At 43.4% G+C, this 22,305-nt stretch carries 18 protein-coding genes, 1 pseudogene and 2 riboswitches; of the genes and pseudogenes, 13 read left to right on the top strand and 6 right to left on the bottom strand.

The window, feature by feature from the left end; all coding sequences use genetic code 11:
* Window positions 1-23 precede the first annotated feature (23 nt).
* On the bottom strand, window positions 24-206 hold the full coding sequence (locus LCM11_RS14315; protein ID WP_089754391.1) for a YjzC family protein: 183 nt from the start codon (window positions 204-206) through the stop codon (window positions 24-26).
* 299 nt (window positions 207-505) lie between these two features.
* Between LCM11_RS14315 and LCM11_RS14310 the strand changes: the two genes are divergently transcribed.
* The 6 genes from LCM11_RS14310 to LCM11_RS14285 all read left to right on the top strand — a co-directional run bounded on the left by LCM11_RS14310 (window position 506) and on the right by LCM11_RS14285 (window position 5,386).
* Complete coding sequence (locus LCM11_RS14310) at window positions 506-1,489, top strand: ring-cleaving dioxygenase (RefSeq protein WP_224894960.1); 984 nt, start codon at window positions 506-508, stop codon at window positions 1,487-1,489.
* A gap of 184 nt (window positions 1,490-1,673) precedes the next feature.
* Window positions 1,674-2,273: a hypothetical protein gene (locus LCM11_RS14305; protein WP_224894959.1), complete on the top strand. Its 600-nt coding sequence runs from the start codon at window positions 1,674-1,676 to the stop codon at window positions 2,271-2,273.
* Window positions 2,273-3,022, top strand: a complete 750-nt coding sequence (locus LCM11_RS14300; RefSeq protein WP_224894958.1) for a cytochrome c biogenesis CcdA family protein — start codon at window positions 2,273-2,275, stop codon at window positions 3,020-3,022. Before LCM11_RS14305 ends, LCM11_RS14300 begins: the two co-directional genes overlap by 1 nt.
* A 17-nt stretch (window positions 3,023-3,039) precedes the next feature.
* Window positions 3,040-3,621 (top strand): redoxin domain-containing protein, encoded by a 582-nt coding sequence (locus LCM11_RS14295; protein ID WP_224894957.1) that lies wholly within the window; start codon window positions 3,040-3,042, stop codon window positions 3,619-3,621.
* Between the two features lie 15 nt (window positions 3,622-3,636).
* Window positions 3,637-4,320 carry a response regulator transcription factor gene (locus LCM11_RS14290; protein ID WP_224894956.1) on the top strand — a complete coding sequence of 228 codons (684 nt, stop codon included), beginning with the start codon at window positions 3,637-3,639 and terminating at the stop codon, window positions 4,318-4,320.
* Window positions 4,307-5,386 carry a sensor histidine kinase gene (locus LCM11_RS14285; protein WP_224894955.1) on the top strand — a complete coding sequence of 360 codons (1,080 nt, stop codon included), beginning with the start codon at window positions 4,307-4,309 and terminating at the stop codon, window positions 5,384-5,386. The genes LCM11_RS14290 and LCM11_RS14285 overlap by 14 nt, the downstream gene beginning before the upstream one ends.
* Before the next feature lie 59 nt (window positions 5,387-5,445).
* Here LCM11_RS14285 and LCM11_RS14280 read toward each other — a convergent pair.
* Window positions 5,446-5,814 (bottom strand): annotated as a pseudogene (locus LCM11_RS14280) (superoxide dismutase family protein); the annotation flags it as partial.
* A gap of 107 nt (window positions 5,815-5,921) precedes the next feature.
* Complete coding sequence (locus LCM11_RS14275) at window positions 5,922-7,043, bottom strand: alcohol dehydrogenase catalytic domain-containing protein (protein WP_224894954.1); 1,122 nt, start codon at window positions 7,041-7,043, stop codon at window positions 5,922-5,924.
* A gap of 279 nt (window positions 7,044-7,322) precedes the next feature.
* Between LCM11_RS14275 and LCM11_RS14270 the strand changes: the two genes are divergently transcribed.
* Together LCM11_RS14270 and fosM are read left to right on the top strand one after the other, a co-directional pair.
* Window positions 7,323-8,081, top strand: coding sequence for a class I SAM-dependent methyltransferase (locus LCM11_RS14270; protein ID WP_224894953.1), 759 nt, complete (start codon window positions 7,323-7,325; stop codon window positions 8,079-8,081).
* Between the two features lie 37 nt (window positions 8,082-8,118).
* Window positions 8,119-8,547 (top strand): FosM family fosfomycin resistance protein, encoded by a 429-nt coding sequence (fosM, locus tag LCM11_RS14265; protein ID WP_224894952.1) that lies wholly within the window; start codon window positions 8,119-8,121, stop codon window positions 8,545-8,547.
* A gap of 993 nt (window positions 8,548-9,540) precedes the next feature.
* Here the strand turns inward: fosM and LCM11_RS14260 are convergent.
* The 3 genes from LCM11_RS14260 to LCM11_RS14250 all read right to left on the bottom strand — a co-directional run bounded on the left by LCM11_RS14260 (window position 9,541) and on the right by LCM11_RS14250 (window position 13,545).
* Window positions 9,541-10,752 (bottom strand): Nramp family divalent metal transporter, encoded by a 1,212-nt coding sequence (locus tag LCM11_RS14260; RefSeq protein ID WP_224894951.1) that lies wholly within the window; start codon window positions 10,750-10,752, stop codon window positions 9,541-9,543.
* Between the two features lie 170 nt (window positions 10,753-10,922).
* Window positions 10,923-12,404: a xylulokinase gene (locus LCM11_RS14255; RefSeq protein WP_224894950.1), complete on the bottom strand. Its 1,482-nt coding sequence runs from the start codon at window positions 12,402-12,404 to the stop codon at window positions 10,923-10,925.
* Between the two features lie 700 nt (window positions 12,405-13,104).
* The gene (locus LCM11_RS14250) at window positions 13,105-13,545 is read right to left on the bottom strand and encodes a hypothetical protein (protein ID WP_224894949.1); all 441 of its coding nucleotides are present in this window, start codon (window positions 13,543-13,545) and stop codon (window positions 13,105-13,107) included.
* A gap of 519 nt (window positions 13,546-14,064) precedes the next feature.
* On the opposite strand from LCM11_RS14250, the gene LCM11_RS14245 reads away from it, so the two are divergent.
* The 5 genes from LCM11_RS14245 (at window position 14,065) to LCM11_RS14225 (ending at window position 21,950) form a co-directional block, all read left to right on the top strand.
* Window positions 14,065-15,030 carry an AAA family ATPase gene (locus LCM11_RS14245; RefSeq protein ID WP_224894948.1) on the top strand — a complete coding sequence of 322 codons (966 nt, stop codon included), beginning with the start codon at window positions 14,065-14,067 and terminating at the stop codon, window positions 15,028-15,030.
* The gene (locus LCM11_RS14240; protein WP_224894947.1) at window positions 15,027-16,292 is read left to right on the top strand and encodes a DUF58 domain-containing protein; all 1,266 of its coding nucleotides are present in this window, start codon (window positions 15,027-15,029) and stop codon (window positions 16,290-16,292) included. The genes LCM11_RS14245 and LCM11_RS14240 overlap by 4 nt, the downstream gene beginning before the upstream one ends.
* On the top strand, window positions 16,292-18,493 hold the full coding sequence (locus LCM11_RS14235; RefSeq protein WP_224894946.1) for a DUF4129 domain-containing transglutaminase family protein: 2,202 nt from the start codon (window positions 16,292-16,294) through the stop codon (window positions 18,491-18,493). Before LCM11_RS14240 ends, LCM11_RS14235 begins: the two co-directional genes overlap by 1 nt.
* Window positions 18,494-18,524: 31 nt before the next feature.
* A riboswitch (purine riboswitch) is annotated at window positions 18,525-18,626 on the top strand.
* 117 nt (window positions 18,627-18,743) lie between these two features.
* Complete coding sequence (guaA, locus tag LCM11_RS14230) at window positions 18,744-20,282, top strand: glutamine-hydrolyzing GMP synthase (RefSeq protein ID WP_224894945.1); 1,539 nt, start codon at window positions 18,744-18,746, stop codon at window positions 20,280-20,282.
* A gap of 85 nt (window positions 20,283-20,367) precedes the next feature.
* Window positions 20,368-20,470: riboswitch (purine riboswitch) on the top strand.
* Window positions 20,471-20,615: 145 nt separating this feature from the next.
* Window positions 20,616-21,950: an NCS2 family permease gene (locus tag LCM11_RS14225; RefSeq protein ID WP_224894944.1), complete on the top strand. Its 1,335-nt coding sequence runs from the start codon at window positions 20,616-20,618 to the stop codon at window positions 21,948-21,950.
* The last annotated feature ends 355 nt before the right edge of the window (window positions 21,951-22,305 follow it).

Here is a 22,305-nt window from a genome sequence, read left to right as displayed (position 1 = left end):
CCGGTCGATCTTACTTTTGGTATTTACGAAGTTTTTACCCAGTGGGCAGCTTCATTACTTGAAGGAGAAGGGGGGAACTGTTCACCTTTTTCCACTTTCACTTCAGTATTGTCCTGATTTGAAGAACCTCCACTGACTAAGCTTTGTACCTTGTAAGTGCCTGATTCTGGTGCTTTTTCGCCTGTCTTGTAAGTGTTTTGTGCCATGTTGCTCCACCTCCTGAATAAATTAGAAAAGGAAAAAATTAGGTTGTCCTTTTCTTATATAACGTATTTACCATAGAAGTATTGGGTTAAAACGTAATTATTTGATAAAAATGGAAAATAGGAGATTCGGCAGATTTCTTATACTGGAAAAGTGGGAAGAATGGAGGGGGTATAGTTCGAACAGCATACAGCGGATAATAAAACTGGGTGTAATCTCTTAAAATTGACATTTAAGTATGTTCATAATATATTTATCTTGAAACCGAGATAAATTAAATTAAGCCAACGGAGGGTATGAAATGAACGAATTGAAGGGCTTGCACCATGTGACCGCTATTACCAGCAGTGCGGAAAAGAATTATGGATTTTTCACCTACGTACTGGGAATGCGGCTGGTGAAGAAAACGGTCAATCAGGATGACATTCAGACATACCACTTATTTTTTGCGGATGATAAAGGGAGTCCCGGAACAGATATGACATTTTTTGATTTTCCAGGCATCCCCAAAGGTCAACACGGAACGAATGAAATATCTAAAACGTCCTTCCGGGTTCCCAGTGACGAAGCGCTCGAGTACTGGGTGAAGCGGTTCGACCGATTAGAAGTTCAGCACGAGGGAATCAAAGAGACATTTGGAAAGAGAGTACTGCCGTTTACAGATTTTGATGAACAAGCCTACGAACTCGTATCCGATGAAAATAACACCGGGGTACCTGCGGGGACTCCGTGGCAGAATGGTCCGATTCCGCTCGAGTATGGCATAACTGGTCTTGGACCGCTTCACGTAAGGATTGCAGACTTTGATTATTTTAAAGAAGTACTGGAAAAAGTTCTCCTGTTCACAGAGATTGCCAAGGAAGGTCCTTTTCATCTATTTGAAGCAGGGCAAGGGGGAAATGGAGCTCAAGTAGTAGTGGAGCATAATGATCAAATGCCTTCCTCCCGCCAGGGGTACGGTACGGTTCACCATGCGGCTTTCCGTGTAGAGGATCGAGATGCACTCAATGAATGGATTGATCGTATGCCTCGATTTGGATTTAGAACCTCCGGCTATGTAAACCGCCATTATTTCGAATCCTTATATGCCGGTGTAGCACCACAAATCTTATTTGAGTTTGCGACTGATGGTCCAGGGTTTATGGGAGACGAACCTTATGAAACACTGGGCGAAATGCTGTCATTGCCTCCAATGCTAGAACCTAAACGAGAAGAGATCGAGCAAGCAGTACGCCCGATTGATACCGTTAGAAGTACAAAGGATATTAAGAAAGAATATAACTAAAACTTTAAGCCCTCTCCGAGTTAATAAAACCCGGAGAGGGCTTTTTATTGATGATATATACAAATATTCCCACCTCAGGTCATACAAATATTGTAAAAAATACGTCTATTCTTCTGTGTTCATCATATTTTCACAGAAGTAAGGTATGATGGAATTCAATTCAGTAAAAGTAGAGGTATGTAAGATGACTATTCAACCTGTAACTATTATTCGAGTTGCTTCATTAGTAATGGCTGCCCTGGTGATGTGGCTGGCTGTATCAAAGGAAACGGGGCACAAGAAAAGGGCATTGGAGCAGTTTAGTTCGGTGCTCGTGACGTGGGCTTTATGGTTTATTGGGGTGAAGATTCTGACGACCTGGCCCCTGGTGCTGGAGTATCCACTTTCCGTATTAGCTTACCCAAGCGGGACCTCAGAATTTTACTTAGCTTCGTTGCTTACGATCATTACAGAATTTCGAGGTAAGGAGAAGCACCGGACTTTCCAATACGAGTACATCCTTCTGCTCGCTTGCAGTTTTTTCTTTTTTACATTACTCTCCCAACTGTTGCTCGAACGAGGAGAATTGGTGGAGCTGGTCCTGTTTTTTGTGTATTTGGCAGCCATACTTCTATGCAGACAGGTTCTTATAATAAGCGCTCTATTTTCTATTAGTGCGGCAGTTTCCGTGTGGATAGGCGGGCCACCGTCGATAATGGGGTATCGTATGGATCTGTGGTTTTATGTAGTGATCAGTCTCGCATTGTTTTTGTTATGGAATTTTGAGAAAAGGAGAGAGGTATGATGTCGGTCGATGTAACGATATGGCTTGCTTTTGGAGCCGGAGTCATTTCATTTTTATCTCCATGTACACTTCCTTTGTTTCCGGCTTACTTGTCTTACATAACCGGAATGAGTGTGAAAGAGATTAAAGAGGATCAGAGTGCCAAGGTAAAACGGAAGCTGCTTCTGCATTCGGTGTTCTTTTTATTAGGTGTATCGACCGTATTTTTGACGCTGGGGATTGGAGCATCCTACTTAGGTAACCTGATTCAGGGGTTTCTCTCAGGCGAATCAGGACTGTTACTTCAGCGGATTGCGGGTGTATTCATTATTCTAATGGGGTTCTTTGTAGCTGGCTGGCTTAAGATTAATTGGTTTATGAGCGAAAAACGAATGAGCTTTAAACCGCGCAGTTCATTTAGTTATGCAGGAACCTGGTTTGCAGGAATGGGATTTGCGGCAGGATGGACACCGTGTATTGGGCCCATTTTTGCCTCCATTTTAATGCTTGCGGCAAGCCAGCCTGCACAGGGGATACTGTACACCGTGGTGTACGTCCTTGGGTTTATTCTGCCTTTTCTTGCTTTTGCCTTTTTCCTGGGATCTACTCGAATGATTCTGAAATACAGCGGTCAGATTATGAAAGCTGGAGGGGCTATGATGATTGTGGCAGGAGCACTTTTATATACGGGGTATATGACGAGGATTTCGACATTTTTGTTGAATCTCGTTCAAGATACCTGGCTTTCCAATTTAGGAATTATTTTTTAATATGAAAGGAGATAAGTATGAAACGCTGGATCATTATATTGACTGTGACGGCTTTATTTGGCTGGGCGATCTATGATTTTGCTTATCACGGGAAAGCGAGTTCTGACCCTGAAGAAGAGGGTACGACGGTTACCACGGGAGCAACAGATGAACGTTCGACTGAACCGGAGAATGGTAAGACGGGACTTGAAAAAGGTCAGCAGGCCCCTGACTTTACACTTCAGACGCTTGAGGGAGAAGAGGTATCTTTATCGGATTACCGTGGTAAAAAAGTGATGATTAACTTTTGGGCTACATGGTGTCCTCCTTGCCGGGCGGAAATGCCTGATATGGAGAAATTTTATCAGAATGAAGATATTGTCATCTTAGCTGTGAATCTGACGGAAACTGAATCCGGTTTAAAAGAGGTGCAGGAGTTCAGGGATGAATTTGATTTGTCTTTTCCTATCCTATTAGATAAAAAAGTGGAAGTGGCTAATAAATATCAGATTAATCCTGTTCCTACTTCGGTGTTCGTAGACGAAGATGGAAAAATTGATTCCGTGATGCTTGGAGCGATGAACTATGACATGATGCTCCAGCGACTGGAGGCATTATAGGAGAGAGTGCGTTATATGAAACCGGAAATTTTAATTGTAGAAGATGATCCGAAAATTTCGAACCTCGTTGCTTTATATGTGAAAAACAGTGGTTATGAGGCACTTCAAGCTTATGACGGCGAAGAAGCCATGCATCTGTATTCCGAGCGGAAACCATGCTTGATTATTCTCGATCTGATGCTGCCGAAAATCAGCGGGGAAGAATTCTGCGAATGGGTGAAGGAAGGACGGGAAGATGATCCCGGGGTTATTATGCTCTCGGCGAAAGCCAAAACGGATGATAAGATCAGCGGCTTGAAGCTTGGGGCAGATGATTACGTAACAAAACCATTCAGTCCTGAGGAATTAATGGCTCACGTGGAAGCGGTACTTCGTCGAACGGGACGGCTCTGTCAAAAGATTGTTTCAAACGGCCTTGTGATCAAACCTCGAAAAGGAGAGGTGTGGCTGCATGATCAACTGCTCGAATTAACCCATTATGAGTTCAACTTGCTTTACTTTCTAATGGAAAATGCCGAACATGTATTTTCAAGGGAACAACTGGTCCAGCAAATCCATCCTTATGGGGAAGCAGAGATCATGGGGCGTACAATTGATGCGCACATAAAGAAACTGCGCCGAAAAATCGAGCGGGACCCAGCTAAGCCTGAACGGATTCTTACCGTGAGAGGAATGGGGTATAAATTTGTTCAAAATTAGAAGAAGCTTAACTCAGAAGCTGTGGGTAAAACTCACGATGGCCAATATAGCCATGCTTGCTGCGGTTGTTATCCTTACAGGTTTCACCCTCTATCGAACTGCTTGTTTCCTGGCCTCGAACGTGGCAGGAGTCGAGGGTGAGACCCAGACGTCTTTTAATTCTACCTTGTCTTCTTATGTGTGGATCATTACGCTGCTTCTTATTATACTAGGTGCCTTCTTCTATGCGGTCATAACGAAGCGGATGCTTGAGCCTGTAAATGAACTTTCGCGCGTCATTCAAACGATGAAAAAAGGGGAGTACCCTACGAAGTTAACAGCTCGGTCCCAGGACGAAATCGGAGAGTTGGTGCACCATGTGAATCATTTAAATTCTTTGCTTGAACAGCAGGAGAGCAATAGAAACCAAATGCTTCATGATCTCTCTCACGAGCTGAGGACTCCGCTTTCAAATTTACAGGGTTATCTGGAAGCCCTTAATAAAGGGGTCATCCAGGGAGATAAGGATATTTATAGGTCTTTGGCAGAAGAAACAGAGCGGGTTAATCAGCTGGTTAAAGGCCTGGATGAAGTAAAAGAATGGGGCAGAAATGATGAAGGAAGTAACATGATCAAGCAGTACACAGCCATGGATGAGTTTATCCAGCAAGTGGTTCAGCTGTTCGAGATCGAATATGAGCGAAGGGGAATTGATTTAATCGTTCAGGCTTCACCTGAAGTGATCATGATTAATCAGCAGGGCATCCAGCAAGTGATAACCAATCTAATGAATAACGCTTTGCATTATTATCAAGGCCACTCGCCTGTAGAAATAAAAGGAGAGCCAGGAGATTCATTTTATACAGTAACTGTTTCAGGTCCCGGGCAACCTATTCCTTCCAGTGATCAGAATAAAATATTTGAACGATTTTATCAGGTTGACCCTTCCCGTACACGTAATGACGGCGGATCTGGTCTTGGATTAGCGATTAGTAAGGAAATTGTGGAGAAGCACGGTGGGAAGATATGGCTCGAGACATACGGCACACGCCATTCGTTTCATGTACAACTGCCTTTAACCATTTAGGCGAATAAGAGCGATAAAGAAAGCCCCTGGGTGCCAGGGGCTTTCGTAATGGACGGGACCTATCTGCTGATTTCACCACATGCAATTCTTGCGCCTGCATCTCCGGAAGGATGAGATTCTTGATCATCAGCTCCTGCATGAATAACGAGAGCCGTTCCGCCTTCCTTCAGGAGGGAATTCTCCTGGCCTTCTTTCAACGTAACCCGTTCTGCCGTCAGTTCTTTCTGAATAGAACCTTCATCGGATACTTCCAGATTAGGAAGGTCTCCAGCATGGGGGCCTTCCTCCGATTCAGTTCCATGACTCACGTTGGCCGGATTAAAGTGACCTCCTGCTGATTTGAAATCTGGTCCTTCGCACATACCTTTTTCATGGATGTGAAGTCCGTGGGTACCCGCCGGAATATCTGATGCGCTGAAATCAATTTTTACAGGGTTCGTTTTAACAGTGGGAAGAAGCTGAACTGGAAGTTTGTTTTTCTTTTACTAAAAACCATGTAGAAAAGCAGCAAGTGCGGGACTTGCTGCTTTTCATATTATGGTTTAAGCACGACCTTGATGTTGTTATCTGCTTTTTTATCAAAAATATCATAAGCTTCAGGTGCATCTTTAAGATCCATTTTGTGCGTGATTATGTCAGTAGGGCTAAATTCGTTGTTCTCGATCATGTTATAAAGTTCCGGCATCAGGTGAATGACGGGAGCCTGGCCCATTTTCAAGGAAACGTTACGACCGAACAAGTCCCCGATTGGGAAGTTATCCGCATTAATGCCATATACGCCTGTTAATTGAATGGTTCCAAATTTCCGGACGGACTCAGAAGCTGTGATAATCGGGCTGATATTCTGGTCATCGCTTGGTCCGTGCTCGCTGGAAGCAACGGTACCATCCATTCCTACACAGTCAATGACTACATCGGCTCCCCCTTGGGTTGATTGATGAAGGAATCCACCAATTTCATCATGTTCTTTAAAGTTATACGTTTCGACATTGTTGGTACGCTTCGCATGTTCAAGACGATGCGGAACATGGTCGATGGAAATGACTCGCTTGGCTCCTTTTTTCCAGGCGAATTTCTGAGCCATCAAACCGATGGGGCCTGCGCCAAGAATGACTACCGTGTCGTCCTGCTTCACACCGCTGTGTTCCACGCTCCAATAGGCGGTCGGTACGACGTCGGACAAGAAGAGAACACTCTCATCTTCCAATTCACTTGATTCTGGAACGACAAAGGAAGTGAAATCAGCGTAAGGAACACGGAGGTACTCGGCTTGGCCGCCGGGATAGTTCCCGAATTGTTCGGAGTAACCAAATAGAGAGCCGTTATCGCTGTGCGGGTTAGAATTGTCACACTGGCTTTCCATCTGATTATTACAATAGAAACAGTCTCCGCAGCCTACGTTAAATGGGATCACTACACGATCTCCCTTTTTAACATTTTTCACCTCAGGGCCTACTTCTTCTACGATACCCATGGGTTCGTGTCCGATAATGTAGTCTTCGGAAAGAGGAATTCCGTTTTTATAAAGGTGTAAATCTGAACCGCATATACCTGTTGCCGTGATACGGACAATCATATCGTCGCCTCTTTGAATTTTAGGAGCTTCAACGTTTTTTACTTCAACATGGTCTTTTCCTTGATAGGCCAGTGCCTGCATGAAAAGTCACGCCTTTCTATGGAATAGATTTCTTCTTATATACGTTCACTCTGATAAAGATATTGAAACTATAATAAGGATAATATGGTATATTTTACCTAATGTTTAAATCTTCTATGACCGTTTTGGAATTAGGATGAATAAGGTGTAAATGACTCTTGAAGAAACGCTTGTTTTTCCATCTCATTTCTTAAACCTTCTTGAAAAAAAGGTCAGGCATACAAGCTTCGCGTTATAGTATGTATATAGGTTAGATTGTAAATTAAAGAGGAGGTAAAGATGGTGTCAAAAGACATGCTGAAACAAAACAAGGTAAGCTGGGATATCGTTGCACCACATTTTAACGGGGTAGATGCTTTGCCAAACTATGGACCGTTCGCTCAGACTGAAGAAGAATTACAGCTCTTTGAAGAGCTTCAAGGTAAGAAAGTGCTTGAAATTGGATATGGAAGCGGTCATTCCTTGCGATATATGGATTCTAAAGGTGCCAGTGAACTGTGGGGCGTTGATTTATCCAATACGCAAAAGAAAGCGGCCGCTCAACTACTTCAAGGGTTAAAGCCTCATTTATTCTGCGGAGCGATGGAAATAGATGTTGGACTGCCGAGGGAGCATTTTGATTATGTGTACTCGGTTTATGCGATCGGGTGGACGACAGATTTACAGGCAACCTTTGATCTCATTTATTCCTACTTAAAGAAAGGCGGAAGCTTTATATTCAGCTGGGATCATCCTTTGTATGCCCATGTTACTAGTGAAGGTGGAACATTGCGTCTGGAGGGGAGCTACCAGGAGGAAGGGGCTAAAGTCATGAAAAATTTTAAAGGGGAAGAGGTGGATATGATGATCTATAAGCGGAAAATGTCTACGTATATAAATCACTTAATTCAATCTGGATTCCAAATAGAGAAAGTTATAGAAAGTGAGCCTGGACACAGTTACGATGGAATAGAAGCAGAGGTGTCCGATCGCTATTATTCATTGTACAAAGCCCGTGAGTTTCCGGCGACTATGATTATAAAAGCCGTTAAACGCTAGGCTGAAAGCTGTAGATAACATAGGAGGAGTTGAATGTATGTCCATCCAAGGATTAAATCATTTTCTGTTTTCCGTTTCTGATTTACATAAATCGATCCAGTTTTACCGTGAGGTGTTTGAAGCAGAGTTATTGGTGAAAGGCGAGAACACGGCTTATTTTGATTTGAATGGGATGTGGCTGGCACTTAACGTTGAGAAGAATATTCCCCGCAATGAAATCAGTCAGTCTTATACTCATATCGCCTTCTCTATAGAACCATCGGATTATGAAGCGATTTATAACAAACTCGAGGCATTGAATGTAAATATCCTATCTGGAAGGCCGCGCAGTGAGCAAGATAAAAAGTCGATCTATTTCACCGATCCGGATGGTCATAAGTTTGAGTTTCATACAGGTACGTTGGAAGATAGGCTAAACTATTATAAACAAGAAAAACCACATATGGAATTCTATGACCGTTCATAAACCTCACCCTAATATTTCCACCTTAGGTCATCAGTATAATGTAACTTGATTATAGTTTATGGTTAATTTTTTTATTTAAGGCTTATTAAGCAATAGGGCCGATTAGTTGAAGACTCAGTTTCGAGATATTTTATGAGAGGAAAGGTCCTGCGGGGGATAATTCGCTTTCCGGCCCTGCACGACGCAGGGTCGTTCGATGTTGCCACAGGACGTGGCGATCTTAGTCGAACTTCTTATATGTGCTGAGCCTCCTCAAGCTAAAGCTTTCTAAAGCTTTCCGGGGTCTCACCGATCATGTTGATCCCGTTCTTACACTTTTTTAGTTTTACTCGAAAATCAGAACATAAACGACAAGGAGAGCTATCCAGTTCCAGCACCTAGCGGCTAGTGAGACATCCCTCACTTCAGTACGATAAGGCAACATCGAATCGCTCCGCTCTTCGTGTTTTCTTTATCTCCGCCAGCTTAGTCCAGTCCATACGCCGCTGACCAAGGTGCTTCCGCTTTTAAAATAGGAGTCTTCATTATCCCCCTCCGGACCTTGCCCAGTCAGAAGTTCGAAACCACTTTATACATTACCTCCGTTTTGAAGCATTAGACCATTAGGATTCTACCTATTTTCAGGATGTAAAAACCCACAAAGTCTGTCATAAAAGCATTTAATCCAGATTAAGCAGAAGCATCATTCTCTTATAGAAGGGTCCGTTCGCAGTATTAAAGTTGGGTTGGTGGGGAAATGGCGAGACTCCCGTGGGAGAAGGATCTAGGTGAGACCCCACAAGGAGTGAAACGACTGAGGAGGCTCACCAGTTCCCCCACAGGAAAGCGAGTTATTTCCCCACCAACCCTTATCCATCTACGTAATGGACCCATTTACCTCGAAACTGAGTCTTCAAGTAACGGGAGCTTTACCTTAATAACATCGAAGGTTAATAGATCCTCAAATTAAAGAGAGATAATATCAAAAACCCGTCCGAGGACAGGTTTTTGGGTTTAGAAAATGCCGAACGACATAAGGGATAAGGTTACCGTAATGATGAAGATCAGCCATCCCACTATATTGATCCAGATTGGATTTACATATTGGTGCAGTGTTTTTCGATTATTCATGGCAAACATTAAGAATAATACGATAATCGGCAGAATTAATCCATTCGCATATTGAGAAAAAACAATCAGTTGAATAGGGTCATAGCCCAGACTTGAAAAGATGACACCCACGAGCAGAACAATCATCCAAATGAAACGGAATTTTGCTGAACGTAGATTCTTTTCCCACCCCAGCGCTCCGGCTGTGGCATAAGCAGCAGCCAGGGGAGCTGTCATGGAGGAGGAAATTCCGGCAGCAAAAATCCCTATCGCAAAGACGTATTTTGCCCATGAGCCAAGCAGCGGCTGTAGCTGCTCTGCCATGGAGGAAGGATCCTGAATGGAAGTTCCTAAAGGAAAAGCAGCGGCTGCGGTAATGATGATGGAAACGGATATAATTCCGCATATTGCCATAGTCAAAATAACATCGAAGCGGCTGTCGCTTAGTTGTTCTTCTCCCTTAAAACGTTCCTGGACGGTAGAGGACTGCAAGAACAAAGTGTAGGGGACGATGGTAGTCCCTATTAAAGAAATGACATACAAGGTATTTCCGGAAGAAACCTTAGGAACAAATCCTTTTGTGAATATGGAAGAGAGGTCCGGCTGAACTACGATAGCCGTGATCACAAAGCTTAGTGTCATTATTAAAATAAGTCCTACAAAGACTCGTTCAATCACCTTATATTGGCCAATCCATAAGAGAATTCCAGCGAGGACTCCAATTAAAATAGCCACCAATTTAGTAGGAAGGCCGGTAATGGCTACCATCCCGAGGGCTCCGCCCACGATATTACCAGCTTCATAGGCTGCACTTCCAATCACAATAGCAGAAATAATTAATAAAATCGTCAGCCATTTTAATATAGGATTGGAAAACTGTTCTCTTAAAATAGTGCTTAAATCCTTACGAGTAATTACTCCAAGTCTTGTTACCATTTCCTGGAGGAACATAGTGGCTATGACAGAAAAAACGAGTGCCCAGATAAGGGCGTAACCAAATTCTGCTCCAACATTACTGGCTGTCGTAACTGTTCCTGGTCCGATGATGGCCGCAGCCACAATAGCGCCGGGTCCGACATTTTTCAGACGTCTTTTAAAGGTGCTGTCTTTTGGCATACTGTTCCCTCTCTTTCTATTTTAAAAAATAGGAAGTGACGAATCTTGAGAGCCTGCTTCGGTTAGGTCAGAAAATATGTACATAGCATCCATGACATTATCAGTTAAATTTTTTAATTTTTTAACAATTCCCTTTATGATCCTGCGTTAATCGTTTTATTTATATGTCATTAGTTGTTATAAGTCTCCTTAAGACTTGGATAAAGCCTGAGATAACGGTCGTATTGGGATTTATAAGTTTCCCGGTTTTCTTGTTCAGGTCTGAAGACTTCGGCTCCCAGGGTATCGATATATTTTTTAGTGAATTCAGCGTAATCTTCGACCCAGCCCATCGAGATAAAAGCAGTCGAGGCAGCTCCAATTACAGTTGAGTATTCACTTTCATTTGGAACCCTGATCGGTCTATTTAAAATTGTAGCGAGTGTTTGAGTCCAGACACGGCTTCTCGTTCCCCCTCCTATGATCGTCATCATTCCCTCTTGTTTTTCAGAGAGAGATTCAATCACCTGACAGCAGGAAAAACATAACCCTTCTACTACCGCACGTGCGAAGTCGGACTTCTGGACAGCCGGATTCAGTCCCACGAACGCGCCGGAAGCTTCTGGATCCATAACCGGAAATCGTTCTCCGTGCAGATAAGGCAAAAAGAGAACACCATTTGCACCCGCTGGGGAGGCAGCGGCCATTTTTTCAAAATTATCGTAAGGAGATTCAGTCTGGTCACCCCAGGTATGGACGGCCCACTGATGAACGTTTCCGGCGTTCAACAGCGGGGCGATGGAAATGTTGGTTCCTTCCGGCAAATGCGAAAGAGTAAATACTCCGTCTATCTTATTCGCACTCTCTTTTGTTGGAGCAGCTGCCCAGCCCGTCGTACCTAAGTATAAATACAAATCACCTTCGTAAAGAGCGCCCGCACCGAGTGTGGCGGCACCTGCATCCCCGCTGCCGCACAAGACAGGAGTCTCAACAGAAAATCCTGTCACTTGAGAAACTTGAGCCGTTATCTTTCCTGCTTCTTCTTCTGGCTCAAGGAGGCGAGGCATCTTACTGGCATCTATTGAAAAATCGGAAAGAAGTTCCTCGCTCCAACTCCGCTCATTTAAATCCATTAGACCTGAAGTTGCAGCGGTTACAGGATCGGTTACTATTTCATTTGTCAACTTGTGGATGAGATAATCCTTCGCGCTGAATACGAAAGCTTTCGTAGATTGGTACTGAGGAGGTTGATGCTTCTTCATCCATAATAGTTTTGCGAGAGGAGTAGATGATCGGATCGCATTTCCTGTAATATTTGAAAGCAAAGGCTTCTTTGATTGGATAAACCGTGCTTCTTGATCAGCTCTTGTGTCTGAATAAAGAATGGCATTAGAAGCTGTTCCAGAAGGATCTAGCGGTATAACATCTTCCATTTGCCCGCTAAACGTAACGGCCGTGATGGCTTCTACACGTCCGGGAGTGGTGTCCTTCCAAATTGAAAGGATAGTTTGAAGGGCCTGCCACCATTGTTCCGGCTGCTGTTCAACTTCCCCGTTCAGACCGTATTTCGTTTCGATTTCTATCGACTGTTCATTTGCCCGGTGACCTTCTCTATCTAGAAGAATTCCTTTTAGAGCAGATGTTCCCAGGTCGAATGCTGCTATGTATGTCATTCTGATCCCTCCAGCTTGAATAGTGAATCTTCATTCTTCAAATTGTACATGATTCAATCGATATAATGAATGTCTAAGATTAAGAGAGAATAGAGAAGATAAGATCGTACATTCCGGAAATTTATCATGAGAAAAACCAGCTTAAAAGGTGTGAAAAAAGATATGTATTTATTTGTAAAAAGATAGGCATAGAGGTATATTTATGTTATCTTTAATTCAAGCCATCTTAATTAAAGAGAAATTATAAAAAAAGAGACGATGGTTTGTATAGGTATAGGATTAGATGGTGAAGCTCTGGTCCATTAGTCAGAGTATCCAGTGGCAGTAAGTCATATGGAGTAAAAAAGTGGGAATCCTCAACATGGATTTCCACTTTTTTATTTAGGCTTATGGCAGGTACGTTCCTTTTTGTTTTTAACTAAGAGAAGATCAGCAAAAAAGTAGCCGCCGTGAGGTTAGGTAAACTATGACCTAACCAAGAAATAGATAGATTACTGGTTTAAAACAACAAATATCCGAAGAATAGACTATCGAAAAACACCATGCCTGTATCAGCTTTCTCAAATGACGTTCCATACATAAATGAGAGGGGAAAAGGCAACGGATCAGGAACAAATAACGTTGCAACAACCATCATGAACGTAATAACTATCATTTCAAAAAAAGCTTAATTATGGACGATGCCCATCCCCAATCTCCTTTAGACGAACCAACCGGTAATATAATGACTCACAAATATTGCGGCGTAGATAAGCGAAATCCATGGTTGATAATTCACATAGAATTCTTTGTGCGTGAATTTGTATTTATGAGGGATAAGTACCCAGACGACATAGTCTACCAGGATAGATAAAACCGTCCATTGTAGAACCGTATGAAACATGAAAACATCAATATTGGCCGGAGCCATGGTTTGCGTGTAAAACCACAAGAAAACTGGAAACACAATCACATTATACAAAGCTTGATACGGCAAGGTTTTCAGGTAGGCAGGAGATTTCAGCGGGGAGGTTCCGGCTTGTTTGGCACTCGGCACTTTGTACACAGTATTAAACATAACCATATGAAGCATCGCTATGGCTGTCACCACCCAGTAAGCACCCATTAACCACAAAAACGAAATAAAGAGATGATCGGTCATGAACTCCACTCCTTTTATTTTTTTGAAATGCAGTTGGCTAGAATAAAGGACTCAATAATTATACTTTCGATTTCGAATATGTACGCCTAATTTAATGTTTTGGCATCTAGAGGAGTAGTTAATACCTGTTTATATTATCGCTAGCAGGAACATTCTTTAGCGGAGCAGAAGTCAATATCTCTTGATGTGAAACTTTTACCTCCTATACCTGAGCCACTCTAAAAAATACTCTACTATTACTACTAGTTAGTTATGATAAAGTTTTAAAAACTCTCTATTATCTCGAAAGTGAGTCTACAAGTAACCGGCCTTTTAGTCTAATGTTTTGATGATAATTAATAACCGATTGAATAGATCCTTATTTTTACAAATTCTTAATGTTACAGAATTCCTGATAAGCCGGGAAATTTAATAGATAGGGACAAATACATATTTTGTCCCGAGTCTCTGGATGTAGTATAGTTAGAATGAGCGTGAGAATTCTGACAATAGTGTAATAGGAAGAGAGGGGTACACCTAATGAATCAGCAAACATTTTTATATCAGCCAAAGATTTCTGATGTGATGAAAAATATTAATAAGGTGATGATTGGGAAAGAAGAAGCGGCATTACTAAGCATTGTGGCTTTGCTTGCTAAAGGGCACGTACTGCTTGAAGATGTCCCGGGTGTAGGGAAGACGATGCTAGTAAAGACCCTTGCTAAATCCTTAGATTGTGAGTTTAAACGAATTCAATTCACCCCAGATTTGCTGCCATCTGACGTTACAGGTGTCTCTATATATAATCCGAAAGAAATGGAATTCGAATTTAAGCCTGGCCCTATTCTGGGTAATATTGTGCTGGCAGATGAGATCAACCGTACTTCTCCAAAAACACAATCCGCTTTACTTGAGGGAATGGAAGAAACGAGTATCACGGTGGATGGAAACCCCGTTTCTCTTAAAGATCCTTTCTTTGTCATGGCTACCCAGAACCCCATTGAATATGAAGGAACGTACCCGCTTCCTGAAGCTCAGCTGGATCGTTTTTTGTTAAAGATGAAAATGGGATATCCTACTGCAAGTCAGGAAATGGAGATGCTGAGCCGGACTTCAGGCGGACACCCGATCAACGAGATTTCGTCTGTCATCACCCGTGATGAGCTGGTGGCTTTACAGAAAGAGGTCGAAGAAGTGTATGTGGACACAACCGTAAACCGCTACATTATTGACATAGTTACAGGCACTCGTAAGCATGAAGGTGTCTATCTGGGTGTGAGCCCTCGTGGATCGATTTCCCTCATGAAAGCCGCTAAAGCCTATGCATTTGTTCACGACCGTGATTATGTCGTGCCCGATGATGTCCAGTACCTTGCCCCATATGTATTGTCACACCGTATGATTCTTACTTCTGAAGCGAATTTTGAGGGAGCAACGCCTGAAAGTATTATTGAAGAGCTGCTCTCCGCCACCTCCATTCCTGTAAAGAGGAATATTAGTGAATGAGACAGACTCTTCAATTCACAGCTAAGCTCCTCGTTGTATTGACATTGTTTGCTGTTTTATTTTCTTATGCAATGTTTCAGGGAGGCTTTGTCAGCTGGTTTCTCTTCTACGCATTTCTTCCTTTTCTCGTCTACATGACAGGGGTACTGCTGTATCCAATAAACGACTGGAAGGTAGAACGCAAACTTTCTAAAAGGGTGGCTACAGGAGGCGAAGGTGTTGAGGTGGATGTGACCCTGACAAGAAGAATCCCTTTTCCAATTTATTATTGCGTAATAGAAGAGTATCTCCCGGAGTCTCTCAAGAAACAAGACCGTCATCTTGAGAAATTCAGGGATATGGAGAAGGCGGATGAATTTCAGCAGGACAGAATGGTGAAGAAAGTCATGTTCCCCTGGTTTAAGAGACATTTACGCTACCATTATGAGCTTGAGAAGCTTCCGCGGGGAGACCACGAGTTCAAGGCTTTCCGCATCAAAACCGGGGACTTTTTTGGATTTGTTAAAAAAGAGCACGTGTATCGGGAAGAGGATAAACTTCTTGTCTTTCCTTATAAGCGTCCAGTGAAGCTCCGTGAACGTGTGTACAGCTTTGAACAGGGAGCGAGTCCCTCTTTTAAACTTAATGAAAAAAACACGAACGTCGTTACAGGAGTTCGTGAGTATATGCAAGGCGATCGATTTGCCTGGGTGGATTGGAAGACTACTGCCAAAAAGAATCAAATGATGACGAAAGAATTTGAGCAGGAAAAAAGCGTCGATATGCTCATCATTTTAAATGCGGTCTATCACCCTTCTATGAACCCTGTGAGTTTTGAAGGTTCCGTCGAATTCACGGCATCTTTATTAGAAGAACTTCATAAAAAATCTTCGCAGCTTGCTTTCATGACACTTGGAGATGGACGAGCCTATTTTCCTTTTCATCAGAATCATTCACAGACCCATAAGATTCAAGGTCACTTAGCTAAGATCAAGCCGCTTGGCCGTGTACCATTTTCTCAGCAGCTGGACCGTGAACGGGCTCAGATTCCTTCTGGGACGATAGCTTTAGTGATCAGTCATCACTTAGATGGAAATACGGAACAATCCCTCGTTAAATTAGCGAAAAAGAGTAAGCGTCTCGTCTTCTTTTATGTGCGCCCCAGGGAGCAGATGAACTTCCAGGACCATCAGCACATTAAGCTGTTAAAAAATCAGGGAATCGTTGTGCAAGTATTATCAGAAGAGCAATTGACCCGACAAGAATTTGAGGTGAGCACCTGATGCCTACTACAAATGACCAGCGCTCTGCTGTATTTAAACTTATGATTTATGTAATTGGTTTTCTATTATTCTGTGAATGGCTCCTGCCTCTGGGATCTATTACGGAAACGAAAAATGTGACGATCTTCTTTATTTATGCAACGTTTTGTTTTTTCATATCTTTTATTCAGGTTCCATGGTATTTATCTATGCCCCTCAAACTGTTGGGATTAGCCTTTATATTGGACGGACTCTATATTGCAGAAACCATTTTCAGCCGCAATTGGTTTTCAGTTCTCTATGATCAGATTATCTTTAATATACAGGTGATCCAGTCGCAGGAATGGTGGCAGATGACTCCTTTATTCCGGAGTCTGCTTTTCCTCATCCTGTTATGGCTGATGAGTTACTTGCTGTTCTACTGGATCGTCGTGGCTAATCGTATGTTCGTGTTTGTCCTGCTTACGCTTATTTATGTTACGGTGGTCGATACGTTTACGGTCTACGATGGAAAATGGGCGATTATCCGCACATTTGTGCTGGCGATGGCTGCTCTTGGTGTGACCAGCTTCCACAAAGAGATGGATAAAGAATCGATTTCTTTGGGCGGGTTTAAAAAAGGTCACTTATGGGTGCTGCCTTTACTTGCGATCATCCTTTTTTCAACAGTTGCGGCTTATGCTTCTCCCAAACTTTCTCCCCAGTGGCCGGATCCCGTTCCATTTATCCAGAGTGCTGCTGAAGGCGCTGGTCCAGGAGGAGGCGGTGTCGTCCAAAAGGTCGGATATGGTGAAAACGATAGTCGGCTCGGGGGATCGTTTATTCAGGATGATACCCGTGTCTTTACGGCTATGGCCGATGGAGAAAGATACTGGAGAATTGAATCGAAGGATACGTACACCGGAAAAGGCTGGGAAGATACATTGGAAGATCCGGTCCAAACGGTTTCTCCTGACAATATTCCTTTTCGAACCTTTACAGATGAAGTTGAAGTAGAAGAACAACAGTCCCTTATCGAGTTAACTAGTGAAGCTGATTTTCGAAAACTGGTGTATCCATATGGCACTACTTCACTTGATTCTTACCCCGAAGATTATAGGCTTCAGATTCATGAGAATACCGGTGAAATGGATACACTCAAAGGAGATTCCCCGGCTAAGCTGAACAGATACGTCATCAACTATGATTTTCCTTCTTTTGAATATGATCAGCTGCGTGAATCGAGTACCGAAGACCCGGAAGAGATCAAAGAGAATTACTTGCAGCTTCCGGATTCCCTGCCGGGGCGAGTGCGCAACCTCGCCAGTCAAATCATAGAAGACGAGGACAATCGGTACGATAAAGCAAAAGCGGTAGAGTCGTACTTTTCATCGAATGGATTCGAATATTCAACGACCGATGTACCGGTCCCTGATGAAAATGAGGACTATGTGAACCAGTTTTTATTCGAATCTCAAATTGGGTACTGCGATAACTTCTCAACCTCGATGGTGGTTATGCTGAGATCTGAAGGCATTCCAGCGCGATGGGTAAAAGGGTTCACAGGTGGAGAGCGAATTGATACCACGGATGTTACGTACAACGATGAACTTCAGAATAAATATGAAATCACAAGCGGCAATGCACATTCGTGGGTAGAAGTTTATTTTCCAGATGTCGGCTGGGTTCCATTTGAACCAACGAAAGGGTTCACGAATAATGCGGATTTCTATACAGATATAGATACCGAGGACAGTGACTCAGCAGCTTCAGGTTCAGATACGGAAACCCCTGAAGACAATATGGGCAACCCACAGCAAATGGAAGAGCAGGAAGCGGCGTCTGATTCTGAGTCCATTAACATCGATTCAGAACAGAGCTATGTATGGGTCTATGTGCTGGCTGCGTTTCTACTCCTTGCTTTACTCGTTCTGTATGTGACTCGTTACAAGTGGATCTCCGCTTTTCTTATCCGACGCTATCGTAAAAATGAGGACGAGGAAACGTTTGAAAAAGCCTACCAATATTTACTAAAAGTACTGGATCATAAAGGATTTAAGCGTAAACCCGAACAGACGCTCAGAGACTACGCTTTTGTTGTCGATCGCCACTTCCAGTCCAATGACATGCGGCGTTTGACGAATAATTATGAGCGGGTTCTTTACAGAAATGAGAGTCGCCGTTCGCATTGGCCGAAAGTCACTGAATTATGGGAAAATTTAATTAAAAAAGCATTGTCTTGATTCCTGTCAGAACCGTTGATAGAATGAATGGAAATTAGACGCATTCTTCCTTCGTATATCCTCGAGAATATGGCTCGAGAGTCTCTACCGGGGCACCTTAAATGTCCTGACTATGAAGGTGGGGATCACGTGACGAGATATGCACGGATGGATTTCTGCCTTCGCCTGAATTATTTTAACGGGAAGGTGGGAATCCTTTTTTTATAGGCCCCAGGTCGTGCGTTTTTTCTAATGAAAAGGAGTGGAAGATATGGAGCAGGTCCAAGGTATGATCCTGGTACTGGATTTCGGAAGTCAATATAACCAATTAATAACCCGCCGCATACGTGAGTTCGGGGTTTATAGTGAACTTCATTCTCATAAAATGACGGTTGAAGAGATCAAGGAACTGAACCCAAGCGGAATCATTCTTTCTGGCGGACCTAACAGCGTCTATGGAGAACATAGCTTCCGTTGTGATGAAGGTCTGTTTGAGCTGGGGATTCCGGTGCTTGGCATTTGCTATGGCATGCAGCTGATGACTCACCATTTCAAAGGAAAAGTGGAGCGTGCGAATGAACGTGAGTACGGAAAAGCAGAGATTAACATAGCCGAAGATCCGGTTATTTTTAAGAAAACTCCCCGGAATCAAACGGTGTGGATGAGCCATAGTGACAAGGTTATTGATCCGCCTCAAGGCTTTGTCGTGGATGCGACTAGTCCTTCCTGCCCTGTAGCTGCGATGAGCAATGGGGAAATTAATATGTACGGTGTTCAGTTTCACCCGGAAGTGCGTCATTCCGAATATGGCAATGATATCCTGCGCAGCTTCGTGTTTGATGTGTGTGATGCGAAGGACGACTGGACTATGGAGCACGTAGTGGAAATGGAAGTAGAGAAAATCCGCGATCAAGTCGGGGACCGTAAAGTATTGTGCGCCCTGAGCGGCGGGGTCGATTCCTCTGTTGTCGCAGCGCTGATTCACCGCGCCATCGGAGACCAGCTGACGTGTATTTTTGTGGATCACGGACTGCTTCGAAAAAATGAAGCAGACGATGTCATGCGCACGCTTGGCGATGGCTTTAATATGAACATTATCAAAGTAGATGCCAAAGACCGCTTTTTAAGCAAGCTTGAAGGCGTATCTGATCCTGAACAGAAGCGGAAAATCATCGGTAATGAGTTTATTTACGTATTTGATGATGAGGCTGAAAAACTGAAGGAAATTGATTATCTCGCTCAGGGAACTCTTTATACTGATATTATTGAGAGTGGCACGGAAACGGCTCAAACGATTAAATCCCACCACAATGTCGGAGGGCTTCCAGAGGAAATGGAACTGCAGCTCATCGAGCCATTGAACACACTCTTCAAAGATGAAGTGCGTGCGCTTGGAACTGAGCTTGGTGTACCTGAACATATTGTTTGGCGCCAGCCATTCCCAGGACCTGGACTTGCGATTCGTGTATTAGGTGCGATTACAGAAGAGAAGCTTAAAATTGTTCGTGAATCCGATGCTATTTTGCGTGAAGAAATCAAGGAAGCCGGACTTGACCGTGATATTTGGCAATATTTCACCGTCCTTCCCGATATTCGATCCGTAGGAGTTATGGGCGATGAGCGGACGTATGACTATACAATCGGTATCCGTGCGGTTACATCCATTGATGGGATGACGTCCGATTGGGCTCGCATTCCGTGGGATGTTCTCGAGAAAATTTCCACCCGCATCGTGAATCAGGTCGATCACATCAACCGTGTGGTTTATGACGTAACGAGTAAGCCGCCGGCTACGATTGAATGGGAATAAAAACGAACGTTTAAATCGTTATTTATTATTAATGTTCGGAAATAGGGTTGACGAACTACAGTCATCCCTAGTAAGATAGAGAAAAATTAAGAATTAGTAACACCGTCGTATAATTTTGGGGATAAGGCCCATGAGTTTCTACCGGACCGCCGTAAACTGGTCTGACTACGTTGGTGAATAGTTGACGCCTTGTATGGTTTATGCCTGGCTCGTCTATTGCCTCCGTATATAGGTAGACACTCTTGATCATTCAAGAGTGTTTTTTATTTGGGTTTTAACATAGAGAGAACTCTCCAAATGCAGCGGCTGGTGACAGTGAGGGAGGAAATTAGAATGAGTAAATTTTTTAAGTTTAAAGAACTGGGCACGAACTATCGTACGGAATTCATGGCAGGTCTAACGACATTTCTAGCGATGGCCTACATTCTGTTCGTTAATCCGTCTACGCTTGCTCTCGATGGGATTGAGCAGCTTCCTGAAGGAGTAACGCGTATTGATAAAGGGGCTGTATTTACAGCGACGGCGATTGCAGCTGCTGTGGGTACGTTAATCATGGGGGTTTTTGCTAAATATCCGATTGCCCTTGCACCTGGTATGGGATTGAACGCATTTTTTGCTTATACAGTAGTTCTTGGATATGGTATTCCATGGGAAACGGCACTGGCAGGTGTGTTAGCATCCGGACTTATTTTTATTGTATTAACGGTAACCGGCCTGCGCCAAATGATCATTGATGCAATACCTGGGAATTTAAAACTTGCCGTCGGAGCTGGGATTGGCTTGTTTATTGCTTTTATCGGCTTTCAAAACGCGGGTATCGTTCAGAATAGTGATGCGACGCTTGTACAGCTTGGAGATTTAACAGCTGGACCAACGATGCTTGCGATTTTCGGGATTATCGTTTCGGTCGTATTCCTTTCTCTGGGCATTAAAGGCGGTATTTTCTACGGGATGGTTCTTACTTCGATTGCCGGAATGGTAACAGGGCTGATTGCGCCGCCTACTGCAGTCAATGACGTCGTAGGTTCTGCGCCAAGCGTGGCGCCGACTTTTGGGGCGGCATTAACCCACTTTGGCGATATCTTTACGATTGAAATGCTGGTCGTAATTCTAACCTTCTTGTTTGTCGACTTCTTCGATACAGCAGGAACGCTTGTAGCGGTGGCGACACAGGCAGGATTTATGAAGGATAATAAATTACCTCGTGCCGGACGTGCACTGTTTGCGGATTCCGCAGCAACAGTTGTCGGATCCGTGGTAGGTACATCAACGACTACCTCTTACATTGAATCCACGGCAGGTGTAGGAGCCGGAGGACGGACAGGCTTTGCCTCTGTTGTAACGGCTGCCTTTTTCTTACTGGCGCTGTTGTTTTCGCCATTATTATCCGTTGTAACCGCACAGGTCACAGCACCTGCCTTGATTATTGTCGGTGTGCTGATGGCATCCACTTTGAAAAATATTGACTGGGACCAATTTGAAATCGGTGTGCCGGCCTTCTTTACGATTGCTGCTATGCCGCTGACGTACAGTATTGCTACGGGTATCGCAATTGGGTTCATCTTTTATCCAATTACGATGCTGTTAAAAGGACGTTCCAAGGAAATTCATCCAATTATGTACTTCCTGTTCATCATCTTTATTCTTTACTTTGTGTTCTTAGCTTAATAGACGTATCTCAAGGTGCAGCTTATTCCATACAAGCTCCCGTTTGTGGAAGATTTGATTTCGAGATATTTGTTGAGCGGAAGGTCCTCCGGGGGACGATTTCACTTTCCGGCCCTGCACGACGCAGGGTCGTTCGACGTTGCCACAGGAAGTGGCGGTTTTAGTCGAACTTCCTATATGTGCTGAGCCTCCTCAAGCTAAAGCTTTCCGGGGTCTCACCGATCATGTTTATCCCGCAGGAGATTCCTATGGGATTTCAAATAGGGGTTCTTGTATGAAAAAAAGCCCTCCGTTATGATGCATTTGTACCTACAAATACAAACATCAAAAGGAGGACTCCTCTATGAATCATAAA

The sequence above is a fragment of the Halobacillus halophilus genome (genome assembly GCF_020171985.1).
In the GTDB taxonomy this organism is placed as follows: domain Bacteria; phylum Bacillota; class Bacilli; order Bacillales; family Halobacillaceae; genus Halobacillus; species Halobacillus halophilus_A.
Note: the sequence above shows the minus strand (reverse complement) of the source record. Positions and strands in the feature narration are given on the sequence as shown.

Coding starts and splice junctions, on each gene's coding strand:
- LCM11_RS14270 (WP_224894953.1), top strand. CDS start 7,323: ATGGTGTCAAAAGACATGCTGAAACAAAACAAGGTAAGCTGGGATATC.
- LCM11_RS14275 (WP_224894954.1), bottom strand. CDS start 7,043: ATGCAGGCACTGGCCTATCAAGGAAAAGACCATGTTGAAGTAAAAAAC.
- LCM11_RS14290 (WP_224894956.1), top strand. CDS start 3,637: ATGAAACCGGAAATTTTAATTGTAGAAGATGATCCGAAAATTTCGAAC.
- LCM11_RS14305 (WP_224894959.1), top strand. CDS start 1,674: ATGACTATTCAACCTGTAACTATTATTCGAGTTGCTTCATTAGTAATG.
- LCM11_RS14255 (WP_224894950.1), bottom strand. CDS start 12,404: ATGACATACATAGCAGCATTCGACCTGGGAACATCTGCTCTAAAAGGA.
- LCM11_RS14240 (WP_224894947.1), top strand. CDS start 15,027: ATGAGACAGACTCTTCAATTCACAGCTAAGCTCCTCGTTGTATTGACA.
- LCM11_RS14295 (WP_224894957.1), top strand. CDS start 3,040: ATGAAACGCTGGATCATTATATTGACTGTGACGGCTTTATTTGGCTGG.
- LCM11_RS14235 (WP_224894946.1), top strand. CDS start 16,292: ATGCCTACTACAAATGACCAGCGCTCTGCTGTATTTAAACTTATGATT.
- LCM11_RS14260 (WP_224894951.1), bottom strand. CDS start 10,752: ATGCCAAAAGACAGCACCTTTAAAAGACGTCTGAAAAATGTCGGACCC.
- LCM11_RS14310 (WP_224894960.1), top strand. CDS start 506: ATGAACGAATTGAAGGGCTTGCACCATGTGACCGCTATTACCAGCAGT.
- fosM (WP_224894952.1), top strand. CDS start 8,119: ATGTCCATCCAAGGATTAAATCATTTTCTGTTTTCCGTTTCTGATTTA.
- LCM11_RS14245 (WP_224894948.1), top strand. CDS start 14,065: ATGAATCAGCAAACATTTTTATATCAGCCAAAGATTTCTGATGTGATG.
- LCM11_RS14250 (WP_224894949.1), bottom strand. CDS start 13,545: ATGACCGATCATCTCTTTATTTCGTTTTTGTGGTTAATGGGTGCTTAC.
- guaA (WP_224894945.1), top strand. CDS start 18,744: ATGGAGCAGGTCCAAGGTATGATCCTGGTACTGGATTTCGGAAGTCAA.
- LCM11_RS14315 (WP_089754391.1), bottom strand. CDS start 206: ATGGCACAAAACACTTACAAGACAGGCGAAAAAGCACCAGAATCAGGC.
- LCM11_RS14225 (WP_224894944.1), top strand. CDS start 20,616: ATGAGTAAATTTTTTAAGTTTAAAGAACTGGGCACGAACTATCGTACG.
- LCM11_RS14300 (WP_224894958.1), top strand. CDS start 2,273: ATGTCGGTCGATGTAACGATATGGCTTGCTTTTGGAGCCGGAGTCATT.